The organism is Aquamicrobium sp. LC103 (assembly GCF_001014615.2).
Taxonomy (GTDB): Bacteria; Pseudomonadota; Alphaproteobacteria; order Rhizobiales; family Rhizobiaceae; genus LBCQ02.
Genome location: NZ_LBCQ02000016.1, coordinates 125,766 through 147,296, shown reverse-complemented (window position 1 = coordinate 147,296; position 21,531 = coordinate 125,766). Strand labels below are relative to the sequence as shown.

The following is a 21,531-nucleotide window of genomic DNA, read 5'->3' as shown; positions in this document are numbered from 1 at the left end:
TTGTTTCTCGTCTCAGGCGACACGGGCGTTCTTCCGCAAAAGCAGGTAGAGGAAGAAGAAGCTTCCCACCACGCCCATGATCGTTCCGATCGGGATCTCGTAAGGATAGATCACCAGCCGCCCGACGATGTCGCAGGCGAGCACGAAGCCGGCACCTATGATGGCGACCCATGGCAGGGCGCGCCGCACATTGTCGCCAATCATCAGGCTGACGACGTTGGGAACGATCAGTCCGAGAAACGGGATGACGCCGACCGAAACCACCACGACCGCCGACACCAGCGCCACGATCACCAGCCCGAGCGCGACGACGCGCTCGTGATTGAGGCCGAGATTGGTGGAAAATTCCTTGCCCAGCCCTGCGACGGTAAAGCGGTCGGCGGCGAGATAGGCGGCGGCCGTCATGGCCGCCGATATCCAGAGAAGCTCGTAGCGCCCGCGCAGGACGACCGAAAAGTCACCCGTCGTCCAGGCATTCAGCGACTGCAGGAAATCATAGCGATAGGCAAAGAAGGTGGTTATGGCTCCGATGACACCGGCAAGCAGGATGCCGATCAGCGGAACCATCAGAATCGAACGCAGCGGTACCGCACGCAGGATGCGCAGGAACAGCGCCGTGCCGGCGAGCGCGAAGGCGGCCGCGACCAGCATCTTCACGAAGACCGGCAGGTCAGGCGCGAAGATGGTGACGACAAGTATGCCGAGCGTCGCCGATTCCACCGTACCGACCGTCGAAGGCTCGACGAAACGGTTCCTCACCAGCATCTGCATGATAAGGCCCGCCACTGCCATTGCCGCCCCCGCCAGGATCAACGCCAGCGTGCGCGGCACGCGACTGGCAAGCAGCACCTGTGCGGCCCGCCCGTCGAAACCTTCCCGGAAGAGCGCGCTCGGCGAGACATCGCTGACGCCGACGAAAAGGCTGCCGACAGCGAGCGCTGCGACCAGAAGGAGAGCGGGGAGGAGAGTGGCAGGCGAAAGCGGTTTCAAGAGAAACTTCCGGACGAATTCGGCACCTCATAACAACAAGGCGGCCAACCCAGAAGGGTCGGCCACCATAAATGTCGTCGTAGCGAGGATCAATTCCGCGCGAAGGCGTCCGATATCTGCTTGACGCTGTTGCCGATCGCCGTCAGCCCGCCGCCGACGAGGTACCAGGAGGCAGGGTCGAGATAGACGACTTGGTCGTTCTTCCAGGCGGTGGTCTGCGCGACGAGCTCATTGTCGAGCAACTGGCGTGCCGCCTGGCCTTCGCGGCCGATCGCGGCATCGCGATCGACGACGAAGAGCCAGTCCGGATTGGTTTCCAGAATGAACTCGTTCGAGATGGCCTGGCCGTGATTGCCGGTGTCCAGTCCCTCGGCGGCCGGCTTGAGCCCGAAATCGGCATAGACCACGCCGAAGCGCGAGCCCGGACCATGCGCGCTCATGCGCCCGCCGGTGGTGAGAATGACCAGCACGCTACCTGCTTCCCCGCCGCTCTTCCTGAGCCCGGCGACCGCCTCGTCCAGCGCGGCGAGGCGCTTGGCAGCCTCCTCCTCCTTGCCGAAGATCCTCGCCAACGTCTCGACATTCTTCTTCATGCTGCCGAGATAGTCGGACTGGTCGAGAGTCATGTCGATTGTCGGCGCGAGGCGGGAAAGTTCGGCATATTTCGGCGATGAACGTCCGCCGACGATGATGAGATCCGGCTCGGCCGCGTTCACGGCCTCGAAATCGGGCTCGAAGAGCGAACCGACCTTGGCGATGTCGTCGGAAGCATATTTGGAGAGATAGGCCGGCAGGTTGCCGGAGGGCACGCCGCCCACCTCGACGCCGAGCGCATCGAGCGTGTCGAGCGAGGCGAGGTCGAACACCAGCACCTTCCGCGGGTTCTCCGGCAGCTCGGTCCCGCCCTGGGCATGTGTCACGGTGATGGTCGCGGCCTGCGCCGGCGCTGCAAGCACGAAATGCGACAGGGCTATCGCAATGCCTGCGAACAGAAGCTTCTTCATCGTTGATATTCCTTCATAAAATCTTGAATGGGCGCTAGTCGTCGACATGGTCGTGGCCGCCGATGCGGCCCGGACGCCAATAGCCTTCGGAGAGAATCTGCTCGCGCGACAGGCCGCGCGCGACGAGATCCTGGCGCTGCCTGCGCACATTACTGGTCTCGCCGATGATGTAGGCCTGCCCGCGTCCCGCCGGCAGCTCGAATTCCGCCACGGCGTCGGACATGAGGTTTCCCGGCCCGGCGGGAGCGCCGTTGCGATGGAGCCAGACCAGCGAAAGCTCCGCCCGCGTCTCCAGCTTTATCTCGTCGGCCGGCGTGTCCACCTCTATGAAGACATGGGCCTTGGTTCCGGCGGGCATCGTCTCCAGGATGTGCGCGATCGCGGGAATGCAGGTCTCGTCGCCGGTCAGCAGATGCCAATCCGCCCGAGGGCTGAACACCGTCTTGCCGCGCGGTCCCTTGATCTCGATCGTGTCGCCCGGCTTGGCGGCGATCGCCCATGCGGGACCCGGCGTTTCGCCATGCTTCAATATGTCGATCGCAATCGTGCCGGCAGCCCTGTCGAGCGCGCGGATGGTGTAGTCGCGCCGGCCGACCGTGCCGTCGGCGAGCGGCACCATCACCACCATGGCCTGGCCCGGCTCGTAGCTGAATTGCTCCGCGCCGGGGATTTCCAGAATGACGCGGCGCATGTTCGCCGGTGCGTCGGAGGAGGCGCGTACGCGCGCCGCCCACACCTTGAGCTGCGGGCGCCCGGACGGCGCGGCAGGTTTCGCATCATCCCTGGTCGAAGGTTCCGCCATTTGCATTTCTCCGTTTTCTTCCGCCGTGCCGGCCGGTGTCCTAGAACCTACCGGTCAGCGAGATGAAGTAGGTCCTGCCGTTCTCCTTGAAGTTCGACTCCGTCTCCGGTTGCGAATCGAAGATGTTGTTGACGCCGAACTTGGTCGAAAAATTCTCGTTGAAGTCGTAACGCATCGCGACGTCGGCAACGAAATATGGATCGACATTCTGCGCGACCAGTGTCTCCGGCGTGAGCGTGTAGTCTACCTGCTTGCCATAGTAGCTGAGCGCGGTCGAGACGTTCCACTTCTCGGTCATCTGCCACGAGATGTTCGTGTGCAGCGACAGTTCGGGATCGGCCGACAACGGCATGCCGGTCTCGAGATTCTTCGCCTCGAAGAGATAGGTGAAGGAGTTCGTCCAGGTGACGTCCGGATGGATCGGGATGGTGAGGTTGCCCTCGATGCCGTGGCTGCGAGCGTGATCGACATTGATCTGCTGGACATATTTCGTGCCGTCGGGCGTGACCAGGCTGGGAATCCGAGCCGAGGTGATCTTGTCCTTGATGTCGTTGTAGAAATAGGTCAGGCCGCCCTGCCAGCCGGCATTCTCGTAATAGAAGCCGAATTCGAAGCTGTTGCTGGTTTCCGGCTTGAGATCCGGATTACCGACCATTTCGCACGGCCCGCCCACCGCGCCGCAGCCGCGGCCGCGCGAGGTCTGCACCCAGTTCGGGTCGAGCTGGCGCAGATTGGGTGCCTTGAAGGCCTGCGCCCATCCCGCCTTGAACGACAGGCTTTCGGTGGCGTCATAAATGAAATAGGTGCGCGGGCTGAAATGCGATCCGAACCGGTCGTGATAATCGTAGCGCAGCCCGGCGGTCATCCGGAAATCGTCGCGAAATTCGATCTGATCCTCCGCGAACAGAGCCGCGGTCCAGGCATCCGTAACGGGCGAGCCGCTCGTGCCGATGACGGAATTATCCTTGCCCAGATTCTCGGGATCGTCGAGTTCTTCATACCGCACCTCGCCGCCGATCGTCAGGTTCTGCTGCCACAGAAATTCGAGCGGCATGGCCAGCTTGCCGTCCAGCGTGTAGTTGCGGACGGTTATGCCGTCGCCGAGCACATTGCCTTGTCTATCGGTAATTTCGTGCTCGTTCTTTGCGTTTTCCATGAAAGCGGTGATGGTGGACGTACCAAAGTCCCACTCGCCCACATGGCGCACCGACGCCGTCGTGCGTTTGATCGTCGTCGGCGTGGCGGGCTCTTCGCCGGGAGCGACGTAGGGGTCGTATTTTTCCTGGCCATGGGAAAGCTCGAAATCAATCACCTGATTGTCGGTGGGAGTCCAGGTGAACCGGCCGGTGAGGTCGAAGTCCTCGGTGCCGCGCGGCGTCTGGATATCATCCGAGAATGTCGGGTCGTCCGGGTTCTTTTTGCTGATGTTGCCGAAAGCCGTGAAGTTGAGCGTGTCTTGGATAAGCGGTCCGCTGACATAGGCATTGAGCCGCTTGGTGCTGCCGGTCGCCTTGCTTTCGGGCTGGAGGAATTCGGTGGTCAGCGACCCGGTCCATCGCTCGCTGCTCTTCTTGGTGATGATGTTGATGACACCGCCGAGCGCGTCGGAACCGTAGAGTGTCGACATCGGACCACGCACAACCTCGATGCGCTCGATGGCTTCCATCGGAACCCAGTCCAGGTCGCCATTGTAATGCCGCAGCGTGGTCAGCCCGGCATTCACGCGCTTGCCGTCCACCAGAATCAGCGAATAGCCGGAGCCCAAACCGCGAATGCTGATGCCTCGCGTGCCGCTCGAACCGAAGCCGACATTTACGCCCGGAGCGGTACGGATGGCCTCGGAAAGGTCGGTTACGGCCCTTTGTTCGAGGCTGGTTCTATCGATGACCGAGATGCTTGCCGGCGCGTTGCGGATATCCGTGGCAACCGAGGAAGCGGTAACGACCAGCGTTTCGAGCTGCATGACTTCCGCGCTTGTGACCGCTTCCTCTTCGATTGCGTCCTGGGCTATAGCCGGCGCGGCGAACAGGATGGCAACGCAGGTGCCGCCGAGGAGCATTTTTCGCGTCGACGCGATATATCCCGCCCCCGACCGCAGAGCCGCATCGTTCATTGTCATCACTTTCGCCCCCGTTTAAACTTGACTTCGGCACTCCTATTAAATTCGACTGCAGGTGAATCAACCGCGATGTTTCAGAGCATTTCCAAATTCAGGAAAACGCAATTTGCTCCCGCCCGAAGACGGGAAGGCACGCGACTTGAGAGGGCATGGTGAAGACCAACGCGCGCGCTTCGTCGGAAAAGAAACGGAAATCGGAAGATCTCGCGGACGCCGCCGACCTGCCGACCTCTCCGCTGGCGCGGCTCAGGCTGCTCGTCGCGCTCGATGCCCTGCTGGTGGAAGGCAGCGTCTCCCAGGCGGCTGCCCGGCTCGATCTCGGCGCGCCGGCGATGAGCCGACTGCTCAGCCAGATTCGCGCGATCTACGACGATCCGATCGTGATACGCACCGGCAAGGGCATGCTGCCGACGCCGCTGGCCGAAAAGCTGCGGCAAAGGCTGCGCGCCCTTTCAGCGGAAGCGGAAGCGCTGATCGATCCTTCGAATATTCGTGCCGAGCCAGAGCAAGGCGCCGGCTTCGGGCCGGAGGAGGCGCGCCGGCCCATCCTTCAGGCGCCGCCGCTGGCGATGCGGCCGACCGTCCTGCTCGAAGGCCAGCCGCTGCCGGAGGATTTCGCCCGAAGACTGGCCGCGATAGACGAAAATGCCGAGCCCAAGCACAGGCTCGCCCGGCACATCGCGACCATTGGTGCCGGCGCGGGCCGATCGCGTCCGCTGACCACCGACGAGGCCGAGGATGCATTTCGCATCATTCTCGAGGGCGAAGCCGATCCGACGCAGATCGGCGCGCTGCTCGTGGCGATGCACTATCGCGGCATAACCGCCGACGAACTGGCCGGCCTCGTTGCGTCTTCCCGCCGTCATGCCGGCGCGCTGCCCTTGGGCTCGGGCGCGGTCGACCTCGACTGGCCGGCCTATCTGTCGCCGAGAATGTCGAGTCCGCCATGGTTCCTTCTGGCCGCGCGGCTCGTCGCTCAGGCCGGGCACAGGGTGCTGCTGCACGGCTTCGGGCATGGCATGGGCCAGGTCTCGACCGCGCTAGGCCTTGCCGGCATTCCGCAATGCCTTTCCATGGAGGAGGCGCGCGAGACGCTTCGAAGCCAGACCATCGCCTTCCTGCCGCTCTCCGCTATCGACCCGCAACTGCAGGCGCTCGTGGGCCTTTACAGCCTTTTCGAGATGCGATCGCCCCTCAACCTGCTCGTGCACCTCATCAACCCGCTCGGCGCGCCGGCGAGTCTGCTGGGAGTGGCGACGGCGTCCTCGCGCCATTTGCATCGCGACGCAGCCGCGATGCTCGGATGGCCGCGCCTGATGGCGGTGACGACCAATCGCGACGTTGCGCAGGCTACGCCGTTTCGCGCCATGCGCCTGGCCTGTCTGACGGGTAACGAACCGCGGGACGTCGTGGTGCCGGCGATCCAGGAATCCAGGGTGAGAAGCGGCAGCCGGACCGGCTTTTCAAGCCTGGAGTATTGGCATGGGGTGTGGACCGGCGCCGTTCGGGACGAGCGCGCGACCGCAACGATCGTTGCAACGGCCGCGCTGGGCTTCATGGCGATCGACGGATCCGAACTGCCCTATGAGGAAGCGCATGGACGCGCCTCGAAAGCCTGGACCGGACGGACGATGAAGGCGGGATAGCGGTTGCTCGCGGAAGTTGGCGGCAACTCCTGGTTCCATCTTGTCGATTTAGCACCTAGACTGGACCCGCGGGGCGGTGATGGATTCGGAGAGCGGGACGCGATCCATGTTCGACACCTTTCGCAGCAGGATGAAGACCTGGTTCACCATCGGCGCCGGTACGATCGCCGCGATATTGGTGGCCGGAATGCTCGGGGCGTTCGGAGCCCTGGAAGAACCGGAAATTCCCAGCTTCGACAGCGGCGAGCCGATCGAGACCGGTCAATGGATCGTCGTGCCGCTGCGCGCATTCGTCGTCACCGATCAGCGCATATTCGGAATGCCCGTCACGGAAGGAACCCGCGCCCTGGTCGTGGAGGCCGAGATGACCAACCGAACCGCCAGCTCCACCGGCGATTATCACTCGCTGATCACGCTCGACCCGGCGATCTCGGCCGACAAAGCGTCCTTCGTCGCCCTGACGCGTGACCCGCACCTGACACCGGAGCTTCACCCCGGCATGACAGAGCGCATCGCGTATATCTGGATGGTGCCGGACACGGTCGACCTGCCAGACCGCCTGCCACTCACCATCAGATCGAAGATCTACAAGCCGATCGACAATCTCTACGGCACGCCCGGCTGGTTCAACGAGCATGTGCTGGGCCGCGTCACCGTGCCGGTCGAAACGGAGACGGCCTCATGATGCGGCGCATCGCCAATCTCGGCATAATCGGGCTTGCCGCGCTTGTCTGCTACGGCATGCAGATCTCCAAGCCGCGCTATGCCGACCTGATCGGCCCCATCCCCGTCCATGGAAGCATGGGCGAAAACGTCGAGGCGCGGCTCTTCGACGTGACGATCGAGAAGGTGGAGTTTGCGAACGAACTTGCCATCAAGGAGTTCGGCGAGGAGAAAACGCTGACGACGAGCGGCCTGTGGGCGATTATCACCACTGGCCTGGGCGCGAGCACGACCTCCACGACCGTCGGCTCGGCCACCTGGCAGGGGCCGACGGGACTGCGCTATAACCACACCAAACGTCTTTCCAACGCGACCGGCCTTCCTCCGCTCGCCGTCGAGCCCGGTCTGCCGGCGCGCGGGCGTTTCGTGTTCGAGATTCCGCCCTCGCAGGTGAACGGCGCCACCCTGCTCGTTTCCAACAGGTCCTATTTCGCGCTGGACTCCGAGGCGCGCGTCGCGCTCGACCAACTGGATCTGAAGCCGGACGGGACGCCTGAAACAGTGATACCCGTCTACGACATGAATCGCCCGGTACAGGGAAGAAGCGATGAGCGCGGCTGAGACGTTGCAGCATGGCGTGGTCGAGACGGGTGCCGCCGAGAAAAAATGGCGCCGTCGCTCGCTCTGGGCGCTGACGATCTTGCTGCCGGCGGCGATTGCGTTCTCAGGCTACGATCAGGTCTCCCTCCTGCTACGCGGCAACGATCTCATCGCCCGCGACGCGAAGGTCGGAACCGACGTGACCTTCGGCGGCAGCGACTGGCGTCTGGAGGCGATGTCGACGCTGAACGACACGAGCTCCCTGCGCCTGCCCGAAGGCGCGGTTCCCATCTTCGTCGATTATACGGTAAAGGTGGGCGATCCTGACCTGGAGCGCCTTTGGATGGGCTGCAGGATAACATTGGTCGATGCCGGCGGCCGCTCGTGGCTCCCGACCAGCGTCCGACTGCTGCCTTCCTCCGATGAGCAGATGACCTGCAACTCCGCGGTTTTTTCAGGCGCCAAGACCGGCGACACGCTCAAGATCAGGGAAGCATTCCTCGTGCCGGAAGATGCGGTCGCCACCATCCGGCCGACGCTCGGCCTCGGCAGCGAACGGCCCTATTATCTTCGCTACCTGCGCCCCTCCGGCTGACTATTCGCCGGCGGGCTGGGCCACCGTCACCCGCTTCGGCAGCGAAAATGCCGATTCCAGCACGGCCGCCAGAAAACAGATCCGTACGGGCTCTATCAGAATTCCTGTCGAGGAATCCTGGAAAGGACTGCCGAAGAGCAGCGACACACCTTTGGCAAGGACTTGCCACGTGTCGAGTTCGTGCGGCCCGATCAGGCGCGTCGAGCCGAGCCAGAGCCATGCCGCCGCCCAGTCGATGAAGCGATAGCCCACGATCAGCGCCGCGATCAGCAGCACGCCCGAACTGAGCGTGATGCGCACGCCGTTGGCGATCGGAAGGTAACGCGAGCGGTAGCCGTTGATGAAATGCTCGACGAAGTCGCGCAGGAACTTCGGCACCGCCTTGTAGCGCTCGCCAAATTGCTCGACACGACGATGTATCCGCCTCAGTTCGTTGTCGTCGCGCACGTCGTAGCCATAGATCAGCGCCGTCATCACCAGCCAGATCACCGGCAGCATCATGTACCAGAAGAGATTGTTCAAGGTCGTCACCAGGCTGATCGAGGATATCTCGACCGGCACCATCGTCGCGGCAGCATGGGCGGAGGACACCAAGCCCTCGCTCATCACCTGGAAGTAGTTCCAGAACTCGCGGCTCATCACCCAGGCGAGCCATTGGTCCTTCCAGCGGCTGATCACGTAGAGACCGACGAAGATCCAGTTGGTCTCGCAGATGACGACGACGATTTGCCAGAACGGAGACGTGGAGCGTGTCTGAGCCATCTTGGCGAGCCGCCTGATCGCCCAGGAGATCGCCACCGACAGGAACAGCCAGCGGGAATCGAGGAAATCGAGCACGACCATGCGCTCGCCGAAAGGCACCATGTCGAGCACGACGCGCGAATATTGCCGCACTGTGTCCCCGAGGAACCCCCATGCCGCGTAATAGGCGAAGAACGGCAGGAGCGCGATCGTCACCATGGAGGCGAACGCGGAGCCGCCTGTTTCGCCGCCGTCCGCCGCTTCCGCCTGCGCCGCGCGGATGCCTGGCAGCCCCGGGAGCAGCACCTGGAACATCGCGACCGTCATGACGAGCTGCACGAGCGCGACCAGGGTCAGAAGGGCAAGCCCCGCCATCTGATGGACGAAGGCCATCCTCGCGGCGAAGGACATGAGAAGCCCGTGCGCCAGATTGCCCGCCACCAGGATCGCAATGAGCTGCGGCCAAAAGCGGGAGAGGAGGCGGAAGGTCAGCGCGAACGGCGCGGCAAGAACGGCGAGCATGCGAATCGTCTCACAATGCCCCCAGCAAGCCTTTTAATGGTTTTCCACCCTGAATTGAAGCGTTCGGCCACGATCTGCGGGTGACCCTGGAACTCGCCGCCGGCTTATCCAAGACGGCGACGAAGACGACGCCCCAGGACCGTATCGGCGGGCGGCGGAAAACGCCCCCTATCCTCGATTCCAGCTTGACATGTTCCCGCCATAAACGAAGGATGCCCCAAGGGAACCAATCAAAATAATGGTCTCGTCAGAGGCAGGAACTTGAAGCCGGAACGATCGACATTGAACTCCTCCATCGCGCTTGAGAGGTTGCGTCAGCTCGTGCGCGAACATCGGGAGGATGCGGAATGGCAATTGCCGCCCGAGCGCGAGCTAGCGCTTGCCATGGGCCTTGGCCGCCGAGCCGTGCGCCGGGCGATGGAAGTGATCGAGGCCGAGGGTCTGGTCTGGAGGCAGCAGGGCAAGGGAACCTTTGTCGGACGTCGTCCCGCGATCCAGCCGCAATTCTTCGGCAATCTCGCCGAGCGCACAAATCCCTCGGAGGTGATGGAGGCGCGGATGCAGATGGAGCCGGCGCTGGCGCGCATGGCGGCCCTGCGCTGTTCCGCCGACGACATCGCCTCGCTGGAACGGCTTGCCCAGAAGACGGCGACCGCGGGGGACGATGACGGCTGGGAGTTGTGGGACAGCGCGTTTCATCGCCGCATCGCCGAATGCGCCGGCAACGGACTTTTGCTCGCCCTTTTTGACGTGGTGCAACGGATTCGGCAGGAGCCGGACTGGCGCAGGCTACGCGCCATGGCGCGCACCGTGGAGCGACGCGGCAAATCCTTTCAGGAACATGAGGCGATCGTCTCGGCCATCGCCAGGCGCGACGGCGCCGCGGCGGAACGGGCGATGAGCCAGCATCTGAGCGCGATCAACGCCAACCTGCAGTCGATCGTCCTGGGCAATGGGGAAGCGGCGAACGATCTGACGGCCGAAGCCGAAACTCGCGGAGAGGTGGCATGACGGTCTCGATCGCGTCGACGCGGCAATTGCGGGCACAAGACGTCGATGCTGCCGCCCCGGCTCTTGCGGTTGAGAATTTCTCCCTCACCTTCTCAGCGAATGCGCCGGCGAACCTCATCGAAGGCGTGTCGTTCTCGGTGGAGCGCGGCAAGACGCTTTGCCTCGTCGGCGAATCCGGCTGCGGCAAGAGCGTCACCTCCCTCGCGCTGATGGGCCTGCTGCCCTCGCCGCCCGCGCGGATACTCTCCGGCACGGCGACGTTCGGCGGACACGACCTCTTCGCCATGCCGGAGCGCGCGCGGGCCGACCTGCGCGGCAACGAGATCGCGATGATCTTCCAGGAGCCGATGACGTCGCTGAACCCCGCCTTCACCATCGGCGACCAGATCATCGAAGGCATTCTCCGCCACCGCAAGGTCTCCAAGGCGCAGGCCCGGCGGCAGGCGCTGGAAATGCTGGAATGGGTGCGCCTGCCCGCCGCCGAGAAGCGTCTCGACGCCTATCCGCACCAGATGTCGGGCGGCATGCGCCAACGCGTGATGATCGCCATGGCGCTCGCCAACCGCCCGCAATTGCTGATCGCCGACGAGCCGACCACGGCGCTCGACGTCACCATCCAGGCGCAAATCCTGGCCCTCATCAAGCAGATCCAGCGCGAAACCGGCACGGCGATGATCATGATCACCCATGATCTCGGCGTCGTGGCCGAGGTCGCCGACCATGTCGCGGTCATGTATGCCGGACGCATCGTCGAGCAGGGTCCCGCCTACGCGATCTTCAACGATCCGCAACATCCCTACACGATCGGCCTGTTCGGCTCGGTTCCGTCGCTCGGCCGGCGGCAGGGCCGGCTCGCCACGATCAAGGGAGCCGTGCCGCCGCTCGAGCTGATGCCGAAGGGCTGCCGCTTCGCGCCGCGCTGCCCCTTCGCCGACCGCCGCTGTTTCGACGAGGCACCGCCGCTGGCCGAGCTTGGCGCCGGACACGAGGCGGCCTGCTGGTACGCCCCTCTCGAACAGAAAATGGAGGCGCGCCGATGAGCGAGGCATCCCGCGCACCGGCAGGCGTCGACATCATTCTGGAAGGCCACAGCCTTTCCAAGCGGTTCGGCGGGCGCGGCGGCTTCTTCGAATCCTCGCCCGTCGTGCACGCGGTCAACGACGTCTCGCTCGCCATAAGGAAGGGCGAGACCTTCGCCATCGTCGGCGAATCCGGGTGCGGCAAGTCCACGCTCGGCCGGTTGCTGCTGCGGCTGCTGGAGCCGAGCGAGGGCGAAATCCTCTATCAGGGACAGGACATCACCAGGCTCGGGGCGAAGGAGATGCGCCGGCTGCGCCGCGATCTCCAGATCATCTTTCAGGACCCGTTCGCCTCGCTCAATCCACGCATGACGGTCGGCGCCATCATCGCCGAGCCGATCCGCCTGCACGGGCTGGCGCGTGGCCGCGAGGTCAACGCCAGGGTCGCCGAGCTCCTTCGCACCGTCGGACTGCGCCCCGAATATGCGGACCGCTATCCGCACGAGTTTTCCGGCGGCCAGCGCCAGCGCATCGGCATCGCCCGGGCGCTCGCGGGCGAACCCAAGCTCATCATCGGCGATGAACCCGTCTCGGCGCTCGATGTTTCGATCCAGGCGCAGGTCATCAACCTGCTCGAGGATCTGAAGGGGCGGTTCGGATTGACCCTGGTGATCGTGGCGCACGACCTCGCCGTGATCCGCCACATGAGCGATCGCGTCGCGGTGATGTATCTCGGCGAGATCGTCGAGCTTTCCGACGTCGATCCGCTCTACGAAAAGCCGCTGCACCCTTATACGCAGGCCCTCCTGCAGGCGATCCCCTCGCCCGTGCCGCAAGGGCGTACCGAGCGTCAGCTCTTGCAGGGCGACGTTCCGAACCCGACCGCGCTGCCCTCGGGTTGCCGCTTCCATACGCGCTGCCCGCACGCACGACCCAGATGCTCGGAGGAACATCCCCCGCTGGAGCCCGTAGGAGAAGGCCGCAGCGTCGCGTGCCATTTCTGGCGCGAGATACAGGCGGCGGCGGAGCACCCGGGCGACCCGCCGCTGGCGAGCGCGACGCTCGACATGCGGCTCGAACTCTATCGGACCTATCAGACGCGCAAGGCGGAACAGGCCGCCCCCCATCACAATCCCACAGGAGGACAACCATGAAAAAGCTCGTGACGGCAGCCCTCGGCGCCTTGCTGCTGGCAACCGCCTCGGCATCGGCGGCGGACCTCCGGATCGCTCTTCAGGACGATCCGGATGTCCTCGACCCGCACCGTGCCCGCACCTTCGTCGGCCGCATCGTCTTCACCTCGCTCTGCGACAAACTGGTCGACATCGACGAGAAGCTGAACATCATTCCGCAGATCGCCACCGAATGGAGCTGGAACGACGACGGCACCCTGCTCACCATGAAGCTGCGCGAAGGAGCGACCTTCCATGACGGCGCGCCGATCGACGCCGCGGCGGTCAAAGCCAATCTCGACCGCGCGCGTACCGATGCCGAAAGCCTGCGCAAGAGCGAGATCGCTTCGATCTCGGAAATCGCGGTGGTCGATGCGACCACGCTGACGATCAAGCTGTCCCAGCCCGATGCCGCCCTTCTTGCCCAGCTCACCGACCGCGCCGGCATGCTGATGTCGCCGGCCTCCTTCGAGGGCGATACCGGCCAGCGACCGGTCTGCTCCGGTCCCTACAAATTCGTCGAGCGCGTGCAGAACGACCGCATCGTGCTCGAGAAATTCGCCGAGCACTGGAACGCCGACAAATATCAGTTCGACCGCGTCACCTTCGTGCCCATCCCCGACGCCACGGTGCGGCTTGCCAATCTGCGGGCGGGCGATGTCGACATGATCGAGCGCGTGGCTCCGTCCGATCTCGCGACCGTCGAGGGCGATGCCTCGATCAAGCTCGCCTCGGTCACCGGCCTCGGCTATCAGGCGATCGAGGTCAACATCGCCAACGGGGCCAAGGCGGACAATCCGCTCGGCAAGGACAAGCGGCTGCGGCAGGCTCTCGACCTGGCGATCGACCGTGATGTGCTCAACCAGGTCGTCGGCGCCGGCACCTACCAGCCCGCGCTGCAGGCATTTCCGCCGGCGAGCTTCGCCTATAACGAGGAGATCGGCTCGCGCGGCCGCGACGTGGAGCGCGCCAAGGCGCTGATCGCCGAAACCGGCCAGGAGCGCGTCGCCTTCGAGCTGACCTACGGCAACAACACCATCATGCAGCAGGTGTTCGAACTGGTGCAGGCGATGGGCGCCGAGGTCGGCTTCGACATCAGCCTGCGTCCGACCGAGTTCGCCGCCCTCCAGTCGGTCCTGCAGAGCGGCGACTTCCAGGTCGGACAGTCCGGCTGGTCCGGGCGCGTCGATCCCGACGGCAACATCCACCAGTACGTCACCTGCGAAGGCGGGCTGAACGACGCGAAATATTGCAACGAGGAGATCGACCGCCTGCTCAACGAAGCGCGCACCGTCACCGACCAGGCGGCTCGCAAGAAGCTCTATGACGAAGCGCAGGCAATTTTGCAGGAGGACATGCCGGTCATCTACCTCTTCTACCTGCCGTGGCCCTTCGCCCACAAGGCGGGGCTGGAAGGCTTCCGCGCCTATCCTGACGGCATGATCCGCCTGGCGGACGTCACTTTGGCAGAATGACCGATACCCGGCCGGTTTTCCGGCCGGGACAACAAATAAAGGGGAACCGCAAAATGAAGACATATCTCGCCGCACTGCTGACGACGACAATCCTGGCCATATCCTCGGCCTCCGCCCAGGACTTCCGCATCGGGCTTCAGGAAGATCCGGACGTGCTCGATCCGCACAGGGCACGCACGTTCGTCGGCCGCATCGTCTTCACCTCGCTCTGCGACAAGCTGGTCGACATCGATCCGAAACTGAACTTCCAGCCTCAGCTTGCAACCGAGTGGGCTTGGAGCAACGAGAACAAGACGCTGACCTTCAAGCTGCGCGACGACGTCGTTTTCCATGACGGATCGAAGTTCGACGCGGAGGCCGCGAAGGCCAATATCGATCGCGCTCGCACGCTTCCCGATAGCCTTCGCCGCAGCGAGCTCGCCTCGGTCGATAGTGTGGAGGTGGTCGACGAATTCACCGTCGCGCTCAATCTTTCCCAACCGGACGCGACCTTGCTGGCGCAGCTTTCCGACCGCGCCGGCATGATGCTGTCGCCGGCCACCTTCGAAACCGACATCGGCACCAATCCGGTCTGCTCCGGCCCCTACAAATTCGTAAGCCGGGTGCAGAATGACCGTATCGTGCTCGAAAAATTCGCCGACTACCGCGACGCGGACGAATTCCATTTCGACCGGCTCGTCTTCCAGCCGATTCCGGATTCCACCGTGCGGCTCGCCAATTTGCGCGCCGGCGACCTCGACATGCTGGAACGCCTGAACCCGTCCGACGCCGCATCCGTGCGCGACGACGCCAACCTGCAGTTCATGCCCATTCCCGGCCTCGGCTACCAGGGCATCACCATCAACACCGGCGCCAATCCGCGCGCCGACAATCCGCTCGGCAAGGACAAGCGCGTCCGTCAGGCATTCCAGCTCGCCATCGGCCGCGACATCATCAACGAGGTCGTCGGAAACGGCCTGTTCGAGCCGGCCCAGCAGCCCTTCCCGCCCGCCAGCCCCTATAACAGCCCAGAATTTCCGGTGGTGACGCGCGACGTCGAACGCGCCAAGGCGCTGCTTGCCGAAGCCGGTGTCGAGCGTGTCTCCTTCGAGCTCGTCTTCGGCAACAACACCACCGCCATGGCGACCAACGAGCTGATCCAGGCGATGGCGAGCGAGGCCGGTTTCGACATCAGCCTGCGGCCGACCGAGTTCGCCTCGATGCAGCAGGAAATGCAGGCCGGCAACTATCAGGCCGCGCAGATCGGCTGGTCGGGCCGCGTCGACCCCGACGGCAATTTGCACCAGTTCGTCACCTGCGAGGGCACGCTGAACGATTCCGACTATTGCAACGAGGAGGTCGACAAGCTGCTCGACGAGGCGCGCGAGACCCCGGACGTGGAAGCCAGACAGGAGCTTTACGAGAAGGCGCAGGCGATCCTGCAGGACGATCTGCCGATCATCTACGTCTATCACCAGCCCTGGCCGTTCGTCCTGTCGAACAAGGTGGAAGGCTTCGCGCCCTCGCCCGACGGCATGGTGCGCCTGAAGGGCGTCAAGCTGGCGCAATGATCGAAGCTGGTCGGGGTCGTCGAGCGGAATAGGCAGGCAAGATGCTCAACATTATCGGCAGGCGTGTGCTGGTCGCGATCCCGACGCTGATCCTGGTGTCGCTCATCGTCTTCGGGCTGCAGAAAATCCTTCCCGGCGATCCGCTGCTGACGATCGCCGGCGAGGAACGCGACCCGGAGGTGCTGGCCTATCTGCGCGAAAAGTACCGCTTCGACGACCCCTTCTACGTCCAGTATTTCTTTTGGCTGGGCAACGTCCTCCAGGGCGATTTCGGTCAGTCGATCCGCACCGGCGTGCCCGTCTCCACCCTGATCGCGCAAAAACTTCCCGTCACGCTGCAGCTTGCAGTCATGGCGATCATAATGGCGATGCTGATCGGCATCCCCGCCGGCGTGCTTTCGGCGGTCAGGAAGGGAACGCCGACCGACTACGCCGCCAACGCGGTCGCGCTTTCGGGAATGTCGATCCCAAATTTCTGGCTCGGCATCATCCTGATCATGATCGTTTCGGTGCAATGGCGGCTGCTGCCGGCTTCCGGCTACGTGCCCTTGTCGGTCGACCCGATACAGTCGTTGCGCACGATGCTGATGCCGTCCTTCGTGCTGGCCACGGCACTTGCGGCCTATCTCATGCGCCACACGCGCTCCGCCATGCTCGGGGTGCTGTCGTCGGACTACATCCGCACCGCGCGCGCCAAGGGCCTGCTACCGAAATCCGTCATCCTGAAACATGCGCTGCGCAACGCGCTGATGCCGATCGTCACGCTCTCGACGCTGCTCTTCGGCGAACTGCTCGCCGGCGCGGTGTTGACGGAGCAGGTCTTCACCATTCCCGGCTTCGGCAAGCTCATCGTCGACGCCGTCTTCACCCGCGACTATGCCGTGGTCCAGGGCGTCGTGCTCTGCACGGCCGTGGGCTTCATCTTCATGAACCTGGTGGCCGACATACTCTACATCCTCATCAATCCACGTCTGAGGCATCCGCGATGAGCGTGCAGGCAGAGGCGATCGCGCCAAGGCGCAAACTCGGGCGCGCGGCGAGCAAGTTCATGGCCAACCGCAGCGCCGTCTTGGGCGGCGTGCTTGTCGTCATCTTCGTGCTCCTGGCGATCGGCGCGCCCCTCTTCGCCACCCACGACCCGTTCCAGACCAGCTTCACGGCCATCAGGAAGGCGCCCTCGGCCGAATTCTGGCTGGGCACCGACGAGCTCGGCCGCGACATCTATTCGCGCATGCTCTTCGGCTCGCGCGCCTCGCTGATGGCCGGCGTGATCTCGGTCGCGATCGCCGTCCTCGTCGGCGTGCCCTTCGGCCTGCTCGCCGGCTTCTATGGAGGCTGGATCGACGCGGCGGTGTCGCGGGTGACGGAAGCGCTTCTGGCGATCCCCTTCCTCATCCTCGCGATCGCGCTTGCGGCCTTCCTCGGGCCGAGCCTCACCAATGCGATGATCGCCATCGGTCTTTCGGCGACGCCGATCTTCATTCGCCTGACGCGCGGTCAGGCGCTCTCGGTCAAGACCGAGGACTATGTCGAAGGCGCGCGCGCCATCGGCTTGCCGAACGTCCTCATCATGACCCGTTACATCTTCCCCAACGTGCTGCCGCCGATCGTGGTGCAGGCGACGATCACCATCGCGACGGCGATCATCGCCGAGGCGAGCCTCTCCTTCCTCGGTCTCGGCCAGCAGCCGCCGAACCCTTCATGGGGTTCCATGCTGAACACCGCCAAGAACTTCATGACGCAGGCGCCGTGGATGTCCGTCTTCCCCGGCGGAGCGATCTTCCTGGTCGTGCTCGGCTTCAACCTTCTCGGCGACGGCCTGCGCGACGCGCTCGACCCTCGCGATCATTAGTTTACGGAGAACGCAGTCCATGTTCACCACCAGACCTGAAATCCTCGGCACGTTCGGCGTCGTCACGACGACGCACTGGTTGGCGTCCTCCTCCGGCATGGCGATGCTGGAACGCGGCGGCAACGCCTTCGACGCAGCGGTCGCGGCGGGCTTCGTGCTGCAGGTGGTGGAGCCGCATCTGGTCGGACCCGGCGGAGAGGTGCCGATCGTCTTCCATTCGGCGCGCACCGGCAGAACCGAGGTGCTGTGCGGGCAAGGCACGACGCCGGCAGCCGCCACGCTCGACCACTACACCGCGCAAGGCCTGGAGCTCATTCCCGGAAACGGGCTTCTGGCGACCGTCATTCCCGGCGCCTTCGATGCCTGGATGCAGCTTCTGCGCGATCACGGCTCGCTGCCGCTTTCGGAAGTGCTCGCGCCAGCCATCCATTACGCCGAAAACGGCCATCCGATGCTGCCGCGCGTCGCCAACACGATCGCCGGGCTGAAGGATTTCTTCGAGCGGGAATGGCCCACCTCGGCGGCATTCTTCACCCCCGGCGGAAGGCTGCCGGAGGCCCGCAAGCTCTTTCGCAACGAGGCACTCGCCAATACGTGGCGGCGCGTCATCCGCGAGGCGGAATCCGCCGGCGGCAATCGCGAGAACCAGATCGAGAAGGCGCGCGACGCCTTCTATCGCGGCTTCGTGGCCGAGGAGATCGAACGCTTCGCCGCCGGCAACGAGGTGATGGACGAGAGCGGCAACCGTCATAAGGGCGTCATCACCGCGGACGACATGGCCCGCTGGCAGGCAAGCTACGAAGCTCCGCTTACCTACGACTATCATGGCTACACGCTGAACAAGATCGGGCCATGGGGTCAGGGACCGGTATTCCTACAGACGCTGGCCCTGCTCAAGGGCTTCGATCTTGCCGCCATGGACACGCGCGGGCCGGATTTCGTCCACACGCTGACGGAGGCGATGAAGCTCGCCTTCGCCGACCGCGAATTCTACTACAGCGATCCCAATTTCGTTAAGGTGCCGATCGAGACCCTGCTTTCGGATGCCTACAATGACGCCCGCCGCGGGCTCATCGGCCGGGAGGCGTCACTGGAGCTGCGGCCGGGCAGGATCGGCGGCTACGGCGACCAGTTCGAGCGGATGACGCTTGCGCTGGAACGGCTTTCACGCATCTCCAACCCGAACGCGGCCTCGAACGAGCCGACCATGGCCGACATGCGTTCCGCGCGGCGCGGCGACACGGTCCACCTCGACGTCATCGACAAGGACGGCAACATGGTCGCCGCCATGCCCTCCGGCGGCTGGCTGCAATCCTCGCCCTACATTCCCGCATTGGGCTTCATGCTGAACACGCGCGCCCAGATGTTCTGGCTGGAGCCCGGACTTCCGGCGAGCCTGGAACCCGGCAAGCGGCCGCGCACGACGTTGACGCCGAGCCTCGCCCACAAGGAGGGGCGGCCCTATATGGCGTTCGGAACGCCGGGCGGCGATCAGCAGGAGCAGTGGCAGCTCCTGTTCTTCCTGCGCCATGTCCACCATGGCCTCAATCTGCAGGAAGCGATCGACATGCCGATGTCGCACACCTCGCATTTCCCGAATTCCTTCTACCCGCGCGACCGCAAGCCGGGGCACCTTGCGATCGAGGAGAACTTCGGCAAGGCGACCATCGAGGCGTTGCGCGAGCGCGGGCATCAGCTCGAAGTCACCCCGGAATGGACGATCGGCCGCATGGTCGCGGCCGCGCGCGACGAGGACGGCATACTGAGAGCCGCCGCCACGCCGCGGCTGATGCAGGCCTACGCGGTTGGGCGGTAACCGCCGACCGCCGGATCAAAGCGCCGGACGAGCGGGGCGGCCCTGCGCCGCCCCTTTCTATTCCTTCACCGCTCCCGTCATCGATGAGACGTAATAGTCGACGAAGAAGGAGTAGAGGATGACGACCGGCAACGAGCCGATCAGCGCACCGGCCATCAGCGCGCCCCACTCGTAGACGTCGCCGCGCACCAGCTCCGTCAGCACGCCCACGGGCACGGTTTTGTTCTCCGAAGATGCAATGAACGTCAGTGCATAGATGAATTCGTTCCAGGACAACGTGAAGGCGAAGATCCCGGCCGAGATAAGGCCCGGCACCGCCAGCGGCAGCACGATCTTCGTCAGTATCTGCCAGCGCGTCGCGCCGTCCACCAGCGCGCTCTCCTCGAGCTCGAACGGGATCGATCGGAAGTAGCCCATCAGCAGCCAGGTGCAGAACGGTATGAGGAAGGTTGGATAAGTCAGGATCAGCGCGAGGCGCGAATCGAAGATGCCGATCTGGAAGACGAGGAACGCCAGCGGGATGAACAGGATCGACGGCGGCACCAGATAGGCGAGGAAGATCATCAGGCCGGTGACGCGCGCGCCGGTGAATCTTACCCGCTCGATCGCATAGGCCGCGAAGACCGAAGCCGCCAGCGAGATGACGGTCGAGAACACCGAGACGATCATCGTGTTCCAGAGCCAGCCGGGATAGGAGGTTTCGAAGAGCAGGTAGCGGATGTGCTCCAGCGTCGGCTGGACGACCCAGAACGGGCTGTAGGCGGCGTAATTGGTGAGCTGGTAGTTCGGCTTCACCGCCGTGATCGCCATCCAGTAGAACGGGAAGAGCAGCACGAAAACGAAGACGGCGAGCGGCAGATAGAGCACGACCAGCCGGCGCGGCAGCGTGTTGAACTGCTCCATCCCGACAATGTCGTCCTGCATGGTTTCGGCTGCTGTCGTGGATCGGCTCATCTCATCCTCCTCAATCCGTTCCGCCCTGCTGCCACTTGCGCCGCTGCAGGCCGAAGAAGCTGAACAGGATCGCCGCGAGCAGGAACGGGATCATCGCGACCGCGATCGCCGCGCCCTCGCCGAGCTGGCCGCCGGGAATCGCGCGCTGGAAGGAAAGCGTCGCCATGAGATGTGTGGCGTTCACCGGCCCGCCGCGCGTCAGCACGTAGATGAGCTGGAAATCGGTGAAGGTGAACAGCACCGAGAAAGTCATCACGACGGCGATGATCGGCGTCAGCAGCGGCAGCGTCACGCGGCGGAACCGCTGCCAGGACGTCGCGCCGTCGAGGGCTGCCGCCTCGTGCAGCGATTGTGGGATCGTCTGCAATCCCGCGAGCAGCGAGATCGCGACAAATGGAATGCCGCGCCAGACATTGGCGGCTATGACCGAGGCGCGGGCATTGTTGGGATCGCCGAGGAAATTGATCGGCCTGGAAATGATGCCCCATTCCATCAGCACCCAGGAGATGATGGAGAACTGGGAATCGAAGATCCACCAGAAGGCGAGCGCCGAGAGCACGGTGGGCACGACCCATGGCAGGAGAATGATCGCCCGGAACAGGTTCTTGAACGGCATGTGCTCGTTCAGGATCAGCGCCAGCCACAGGCCGAGCACGAATTTCAGCACCGATGCCACGAATGTGTAGAGCAGCGTGTTGAACACCGAGAGCCAGAAGACGGAATCGTTCCAGAGCCAGATGTAGTTCTCCAGCCCGATGAACATGCCGGTCCGCCCGATGGACGTGTCGGTGAAACCAAGCCAGACGCCGAGGCCGAGCGGATAGGTGAGGAAGCAGAGCAGGAAGACGGCTGCCGGCAGCATGAACAGGAAGCCGAGCCCGTTGCGGCTCTGCGAAAGCCGCTCGAGGAAGGATGGTTTGTGCTCGGTTGCGGCGGGATTGGACATGGCTTGCCGATCTCCTTGCTCAGGCAGCGGAGCCGGTCTCTCCGCCGCTTTTCG

At 64.1% G+C, this 21,531-nt stretch carries 19 protein-coding genes; 12 read left to right on the top strand and 7 right to left on the bottom strand.

Translation table 11 applies throughout. From position 1 onward, the window contains the following. Window positions 1-12 precede the first annotated feature (12 nt). The 4 genes from XW59_RS26555 to XW59_RS26540 all read right to left on the bottom strand — a co-directional run bounded on the left by XW59_RS26555 (window position 13) and on the right by XW59_RS26540 (window position 4,915). Window positions 13-990: an iron chelate uptake ABC transporter family permease subunit gene (locus XW59_RS26555; RefSeq protein ID WP_047148418.1), complete on the bottom strand. Its 978-nt coding sequence runs from the start codon at window positions 988-990 to the stop codon at window positions 13-15. Between the two features lie 89 nt (window positions 991-1,079). Further along, complete coding sequence (locus XW59_RS26550) at window positions 1,080-1,994, bottom strand: siderophore ABC transporter substrate-binding protein (RefSeq protein ID WP_047148417.1); 915 nt, start codon at window positions 1,992-1,994, stop codon at window positions 1,080-1,082. 34 nt (window positions 1,995-2,028) lie between these two features. Beyond that, window positions 2,029-2,796 (bottom strand): siderophore-interacting protein, encoded by a 768-nt coding sequence (locus XW59_RS26545; RefSeq protein WP_047148416.1) that lies wholly within the window; start codon window positions 2,794-2,796, stop codon window positions 2,029-2,031. A gap of 40 nt (window positions 2,797-2,836) precedes the next feature. Next, a complete protein-coding gene (locus tag XW59_RS26540; protein WP_136068477.1) occupies window positions 2,837-4,915 on the bottom strand; it encodes a TonB-dependent receptor in 2,079 nt (692 codons plus the stop codon). Between the two features lie 149 nt (window positions 4,916-5,064). On the opposite strand from XW59_RS26540, the gene XW59_RS26535 reads away from it, so the two are divergent. From XW59_RS26535 to XW59_RS26520, 4 genes are all read left to right on the top strand, one after another. Further along, complete coding sequence (locus XW59_RS26535; protein WP_052958498.1) at window positions 5,065-6,561, top strand: glycosyl transferase family protein; 1,497 nt, start codon at window positions 5,065-5,067, stop codon at window positions 6,559-6,561. A gap of 106 nt (window positions 6,562-6,667) precedes the next feature. Further along, window positions 6,668-7,246, top strand: coding sequence for a hypothetical protein (locus tag XW59_RS26530; RefSeq protein ID WP_047148415.1), 579 nt, complete (start codon window positions 6,668-6,670; stop codon window positions 7,244-7,246). Then, window positions 7,243-7,845, top strand: a complete 603-nt coding sequence (locus tag XW59_RS26525; RefSeq protein WP_047148414.1) for a hypothetical protein — start codon at window positions 7,243-7,245, stop codon at window positions 7,843-7,845. The genes XW59_RS26530 and XW59_RS26525 overlap by 4 nt, the downstream gene beginning before the upstream one ends. Continuing rightward, window positions 7,832-8,419, top strand: coding sequence for a hypothetical protein (locus tag XW59_RS26520; protein WP_047148413.1), 588 nt, complete (start codon window positions 7,832-7,834; stop codon window positions 8,417-8,419). Before XW59_RS26525 ends, XW59_RS26520 begins: the two co-directional genes overlap by 14 nt. Here XW59_RS26520 and XW59_RS26515 read toward each other — a convergent pair whose 3' ends face one another. Further along, window positions 8,420-9,682 (bottom strand): hypothetical protein, encoded by a 1,263-nt coding sequence (locus XW59_RS26515; protein ID WP_047148412.1) that lies wholly within the window; start codon window positions 9,680-9,682, stop codon window positions 8,420-8,422. A gap of 282 nt (window positions 9,683-9,964) precedes the next feature. Between XW59_RS26515 and XW59_RS26510 the strand changes: the two genes are divergently transcribed. Genes XW59_RS26510 through XW59_RS26475 form a run of 8 tightly spaced genes read left to right on the top strand, consistent with a single transcriptional unit; the run spans window position 9,965 to window position 19,577 of the window. Beyond that, complete coding sequence (locus tag XW59_RS26510; RefSeq protein ID WP_206077758.1) at window positions 9,965-10,693, top strand: FCD domain-containing protein; 729 nt, start codon at window positions 9,965-9,967, stop codon at window positions 10,691-10,693. Continuing rightward, entirely contained in the window at window positions 10,690-11,733 is a 1,044-nt protein-coding gene (locus tag XW59_RS26505; protein WP_047148410.1) for an ABC transporter ATP-binding protein, read from the top strand. Before XW59_RS26510 ends, XW59_RS26505 begins: the two co-directional genes overlap by 4 nt. Then, window positions 11,730-12,866 (top strand): oligopeptide/dipeptide ABC transporter ATP-binding protein, encoded by a 1,137-nt coding sequence (locus tag XW59_RS26500; protein WP_047148409.1) that lies wholly within the window; start codon window positions 11,730-11,732, stop codon window positions 12,864-12,866. Before XW59_RS26505 ends, XW59_RS26500 begins: the two co-directional genes overlap by 4 nt. Then, complete coding sequence (locus XW59_RS26495) at window positions 12,863-14,359, top strand: ABC transporter substrate-binding protein (protein WP_047148408.1); 1,497 nt, start codon at window positions 12,863-12,865, stop codon at window positions 14,357-14,359. The genes XW59_RS26500 and XW59_RS26495 overlap by 4 nt, the downstream gene beginning before the upstream one ends. Window positions 14,360-14,412: 53 nt before the next feature. Beyond that, window positions 14,413-15,909, top strand: coding sequence for an ABC transporter substrate-binding protein (locus tag XW59_RS26490; RefSeq protein WP_047148407.1), 1,497 nt, complete (start codon window positions 14,413-14,415; stop codon window positions 15,907-15,909). A gap of 41 nt (window positions 15,910-15,950) precedes the next feature. Continuing rightward, on the top strand, window positions 15,951-16,898 hold the full coding sequence (locus tag XW59_RS26485) for an ABC transporter permease (RefSeq protein WP_047148406.1): 948 nt from the start codon (window positions 15,951-15,953) through the stop codon (window positions 16,896-16,898). Next, window positions 16,895-17,761, top strand: coding sequence for an ABC transporter permease (locus XW59_RS26480; RefSeq protein ID WP_047148405.1), 867 nt, complete (start codon window positions 16,895-16,897; stop codon window positions 17,759-17,761). The genes XW59_RS26485 and XW59_RS26480 overlap by 4 nt, the downstream gene beginning before the upstream one ends. A gap of 19 nt (window positions 17,762-17,780) precedes the next feature. Beyond that, a complete protein-coding gene (locus XW59_RS26475) occupies window positions 17,781-19,577 on the top strand; it encodes a gamma-glutamyltransferase family protein (RefSeq protein ID WP_047148404.1) in 1,797 nt (598 codons plus the stop codon). Window positions 19,578-19,634: 57 nt separating this feature from the next. Here XW59_RS26475 and XW59_RS26470 read toward each other — a convergent pair whose 3' ends face one another. Further along, the gene (locus XW59_RS26470) at window positions 19,635-20,501 is read right to left on the bottom strand and encodes a carbohydrate ABC transporter permease (protein ID WP_246666233.1); all 867 of its coding nucleotides are present in this window, start codon (window positions 20,499-20,501) and stop codon (window positions 19,635-19,637) included. Between the two features lie 40 nt (window positions 20,502-20,541). After that, a complete protein-coding gene (locus XW59_RS26465) occupies window positions 20,542-21,477 on the bottom strand; it encodes a sugar ABC transporter permease (protein ID WP_047148402.1) in 936 nt (311 codons plus the stop codon). Window positions 21,478-21,531: the final 54 nt, after the last annotated feature.

Bases quoted from the DNA above. Each gene is read 5' to 3' on its own strand.
- XW59_RS26550 (WP_047148417.1), bottom strand. From the start codon at position 1,994: ATGAAGAAGCTTCTGTTCGCAGGCATTGCGATAGCCCTGTCGCATTTC.
- XW59_RS26545 (WP_047148416.1), bottom strand. From the start codon at position 2,796: ATGGCGGAACCTTCGACCAGGGATGATGCGAAACCTGCCGCGCCGTCC.
- XW59_RS26540 (WP_136068477.1), bottom strand. From the start codon at position 4,915: ATGACAATGAACGATGCGGCTCTGCGGTCGGGGGCGGGATATATCGCG.
- XW59_RS26535 (WP_052958498.1), top strand. From the start codon at position 5,065: ATGGTGAAGACCAACGCGCGCGCTTCGTCGGAAAAGAAACGGAAATCG.
- XW59_RS26530 (WP_047148415.1), top strand. From the start codon at position 6,668: ATGTTCGACACCTTTCGCAGCAGGATGAAGACCTGGTTCACCATCGGC.
- XW59_RS26525 (WP_047148414.1), top strand. From the start codon at position 7,243: ATGATGCGGCGCATCGCCAATCTCGGCATAATCGGGCTTGCCGCGCTT.
- XW59_RS26520 (WP_047148413.1), top strand. From the start codon at position 7,832: ATGAGCGCGGCTGAGACGTTGCAGCATGGCGTGGTCGAGACGGGTGCC.
- XW59_RS26515 (WP_047148412.1), bottom strand. From the start codon at position 9,682: ATGCTCGCCGTTCTTGCCGCGCCGTTCGCGCTGACCTTCCGCCTCCTC.
- XW59_RS26505 (WP_047148410.1), top strand. From the start codon at position 10,690: ATGACGGTCTCGATCGCGTCGACGCGGCAATTGCGGGCACAAGACGTC.
- XW59_RS26500 (WP_047148409.1), top strand. From the start codon at position 11,730: ATGAGCGAGGCATCCCGCGCACCGGCAGGCGTCGACATCATTCTGGAA.
- XW59_RS26495 (WP_047148408.1), top strand. From the start codon at position 12,863: ATGAAAAAGCTCGTGACGGCAGCCCTCGGCGCCTTGCTGCTGGCAACC.
- XW59_RS26490 (WP_047148407.1), top strand. From the start codon at position 14,413: ATGAAGACATATCTCGCCGCACTGCTGACGACGACAATCCTGGCCATA.
- XW59_RS26485 (WP_047148406.1), top strand. From the start codon at position 15,951: ATGCTCAACATTATCGGCAGGCGTGTGCTGGTCGCGATCCCGACGCTG.
- XW59_RS26480 (WP_047148405.1), top strand. From the start codon at position 16,895: ATGAGCGTGCAGGCAGAGGCGATCGCGCCAAGGCGCAAACTCGGGCGC.
- XW59_RS26475 (WP_047148404.1), top strand. From the start codon at position 17,781: ATGTTCACCACCAGACCTGAAATCCTCGGCACGTTCGGCGTCGTCACG.
- XW59_RS26470 (WP_246666233.1), bottom strand. From the start codon at position 20,501: ATGCAGGACGACATTGTCGGGATGGAGCAGTTCAACACGCTGCCGCGC.
- XW59_RS26465 (WP_047148402.1), bottom strand. From the start codon at position 21,477: ATGTCCAATCCCGCCGCAACCGAGCACAAACCATCCTTCCTCGAGCGG.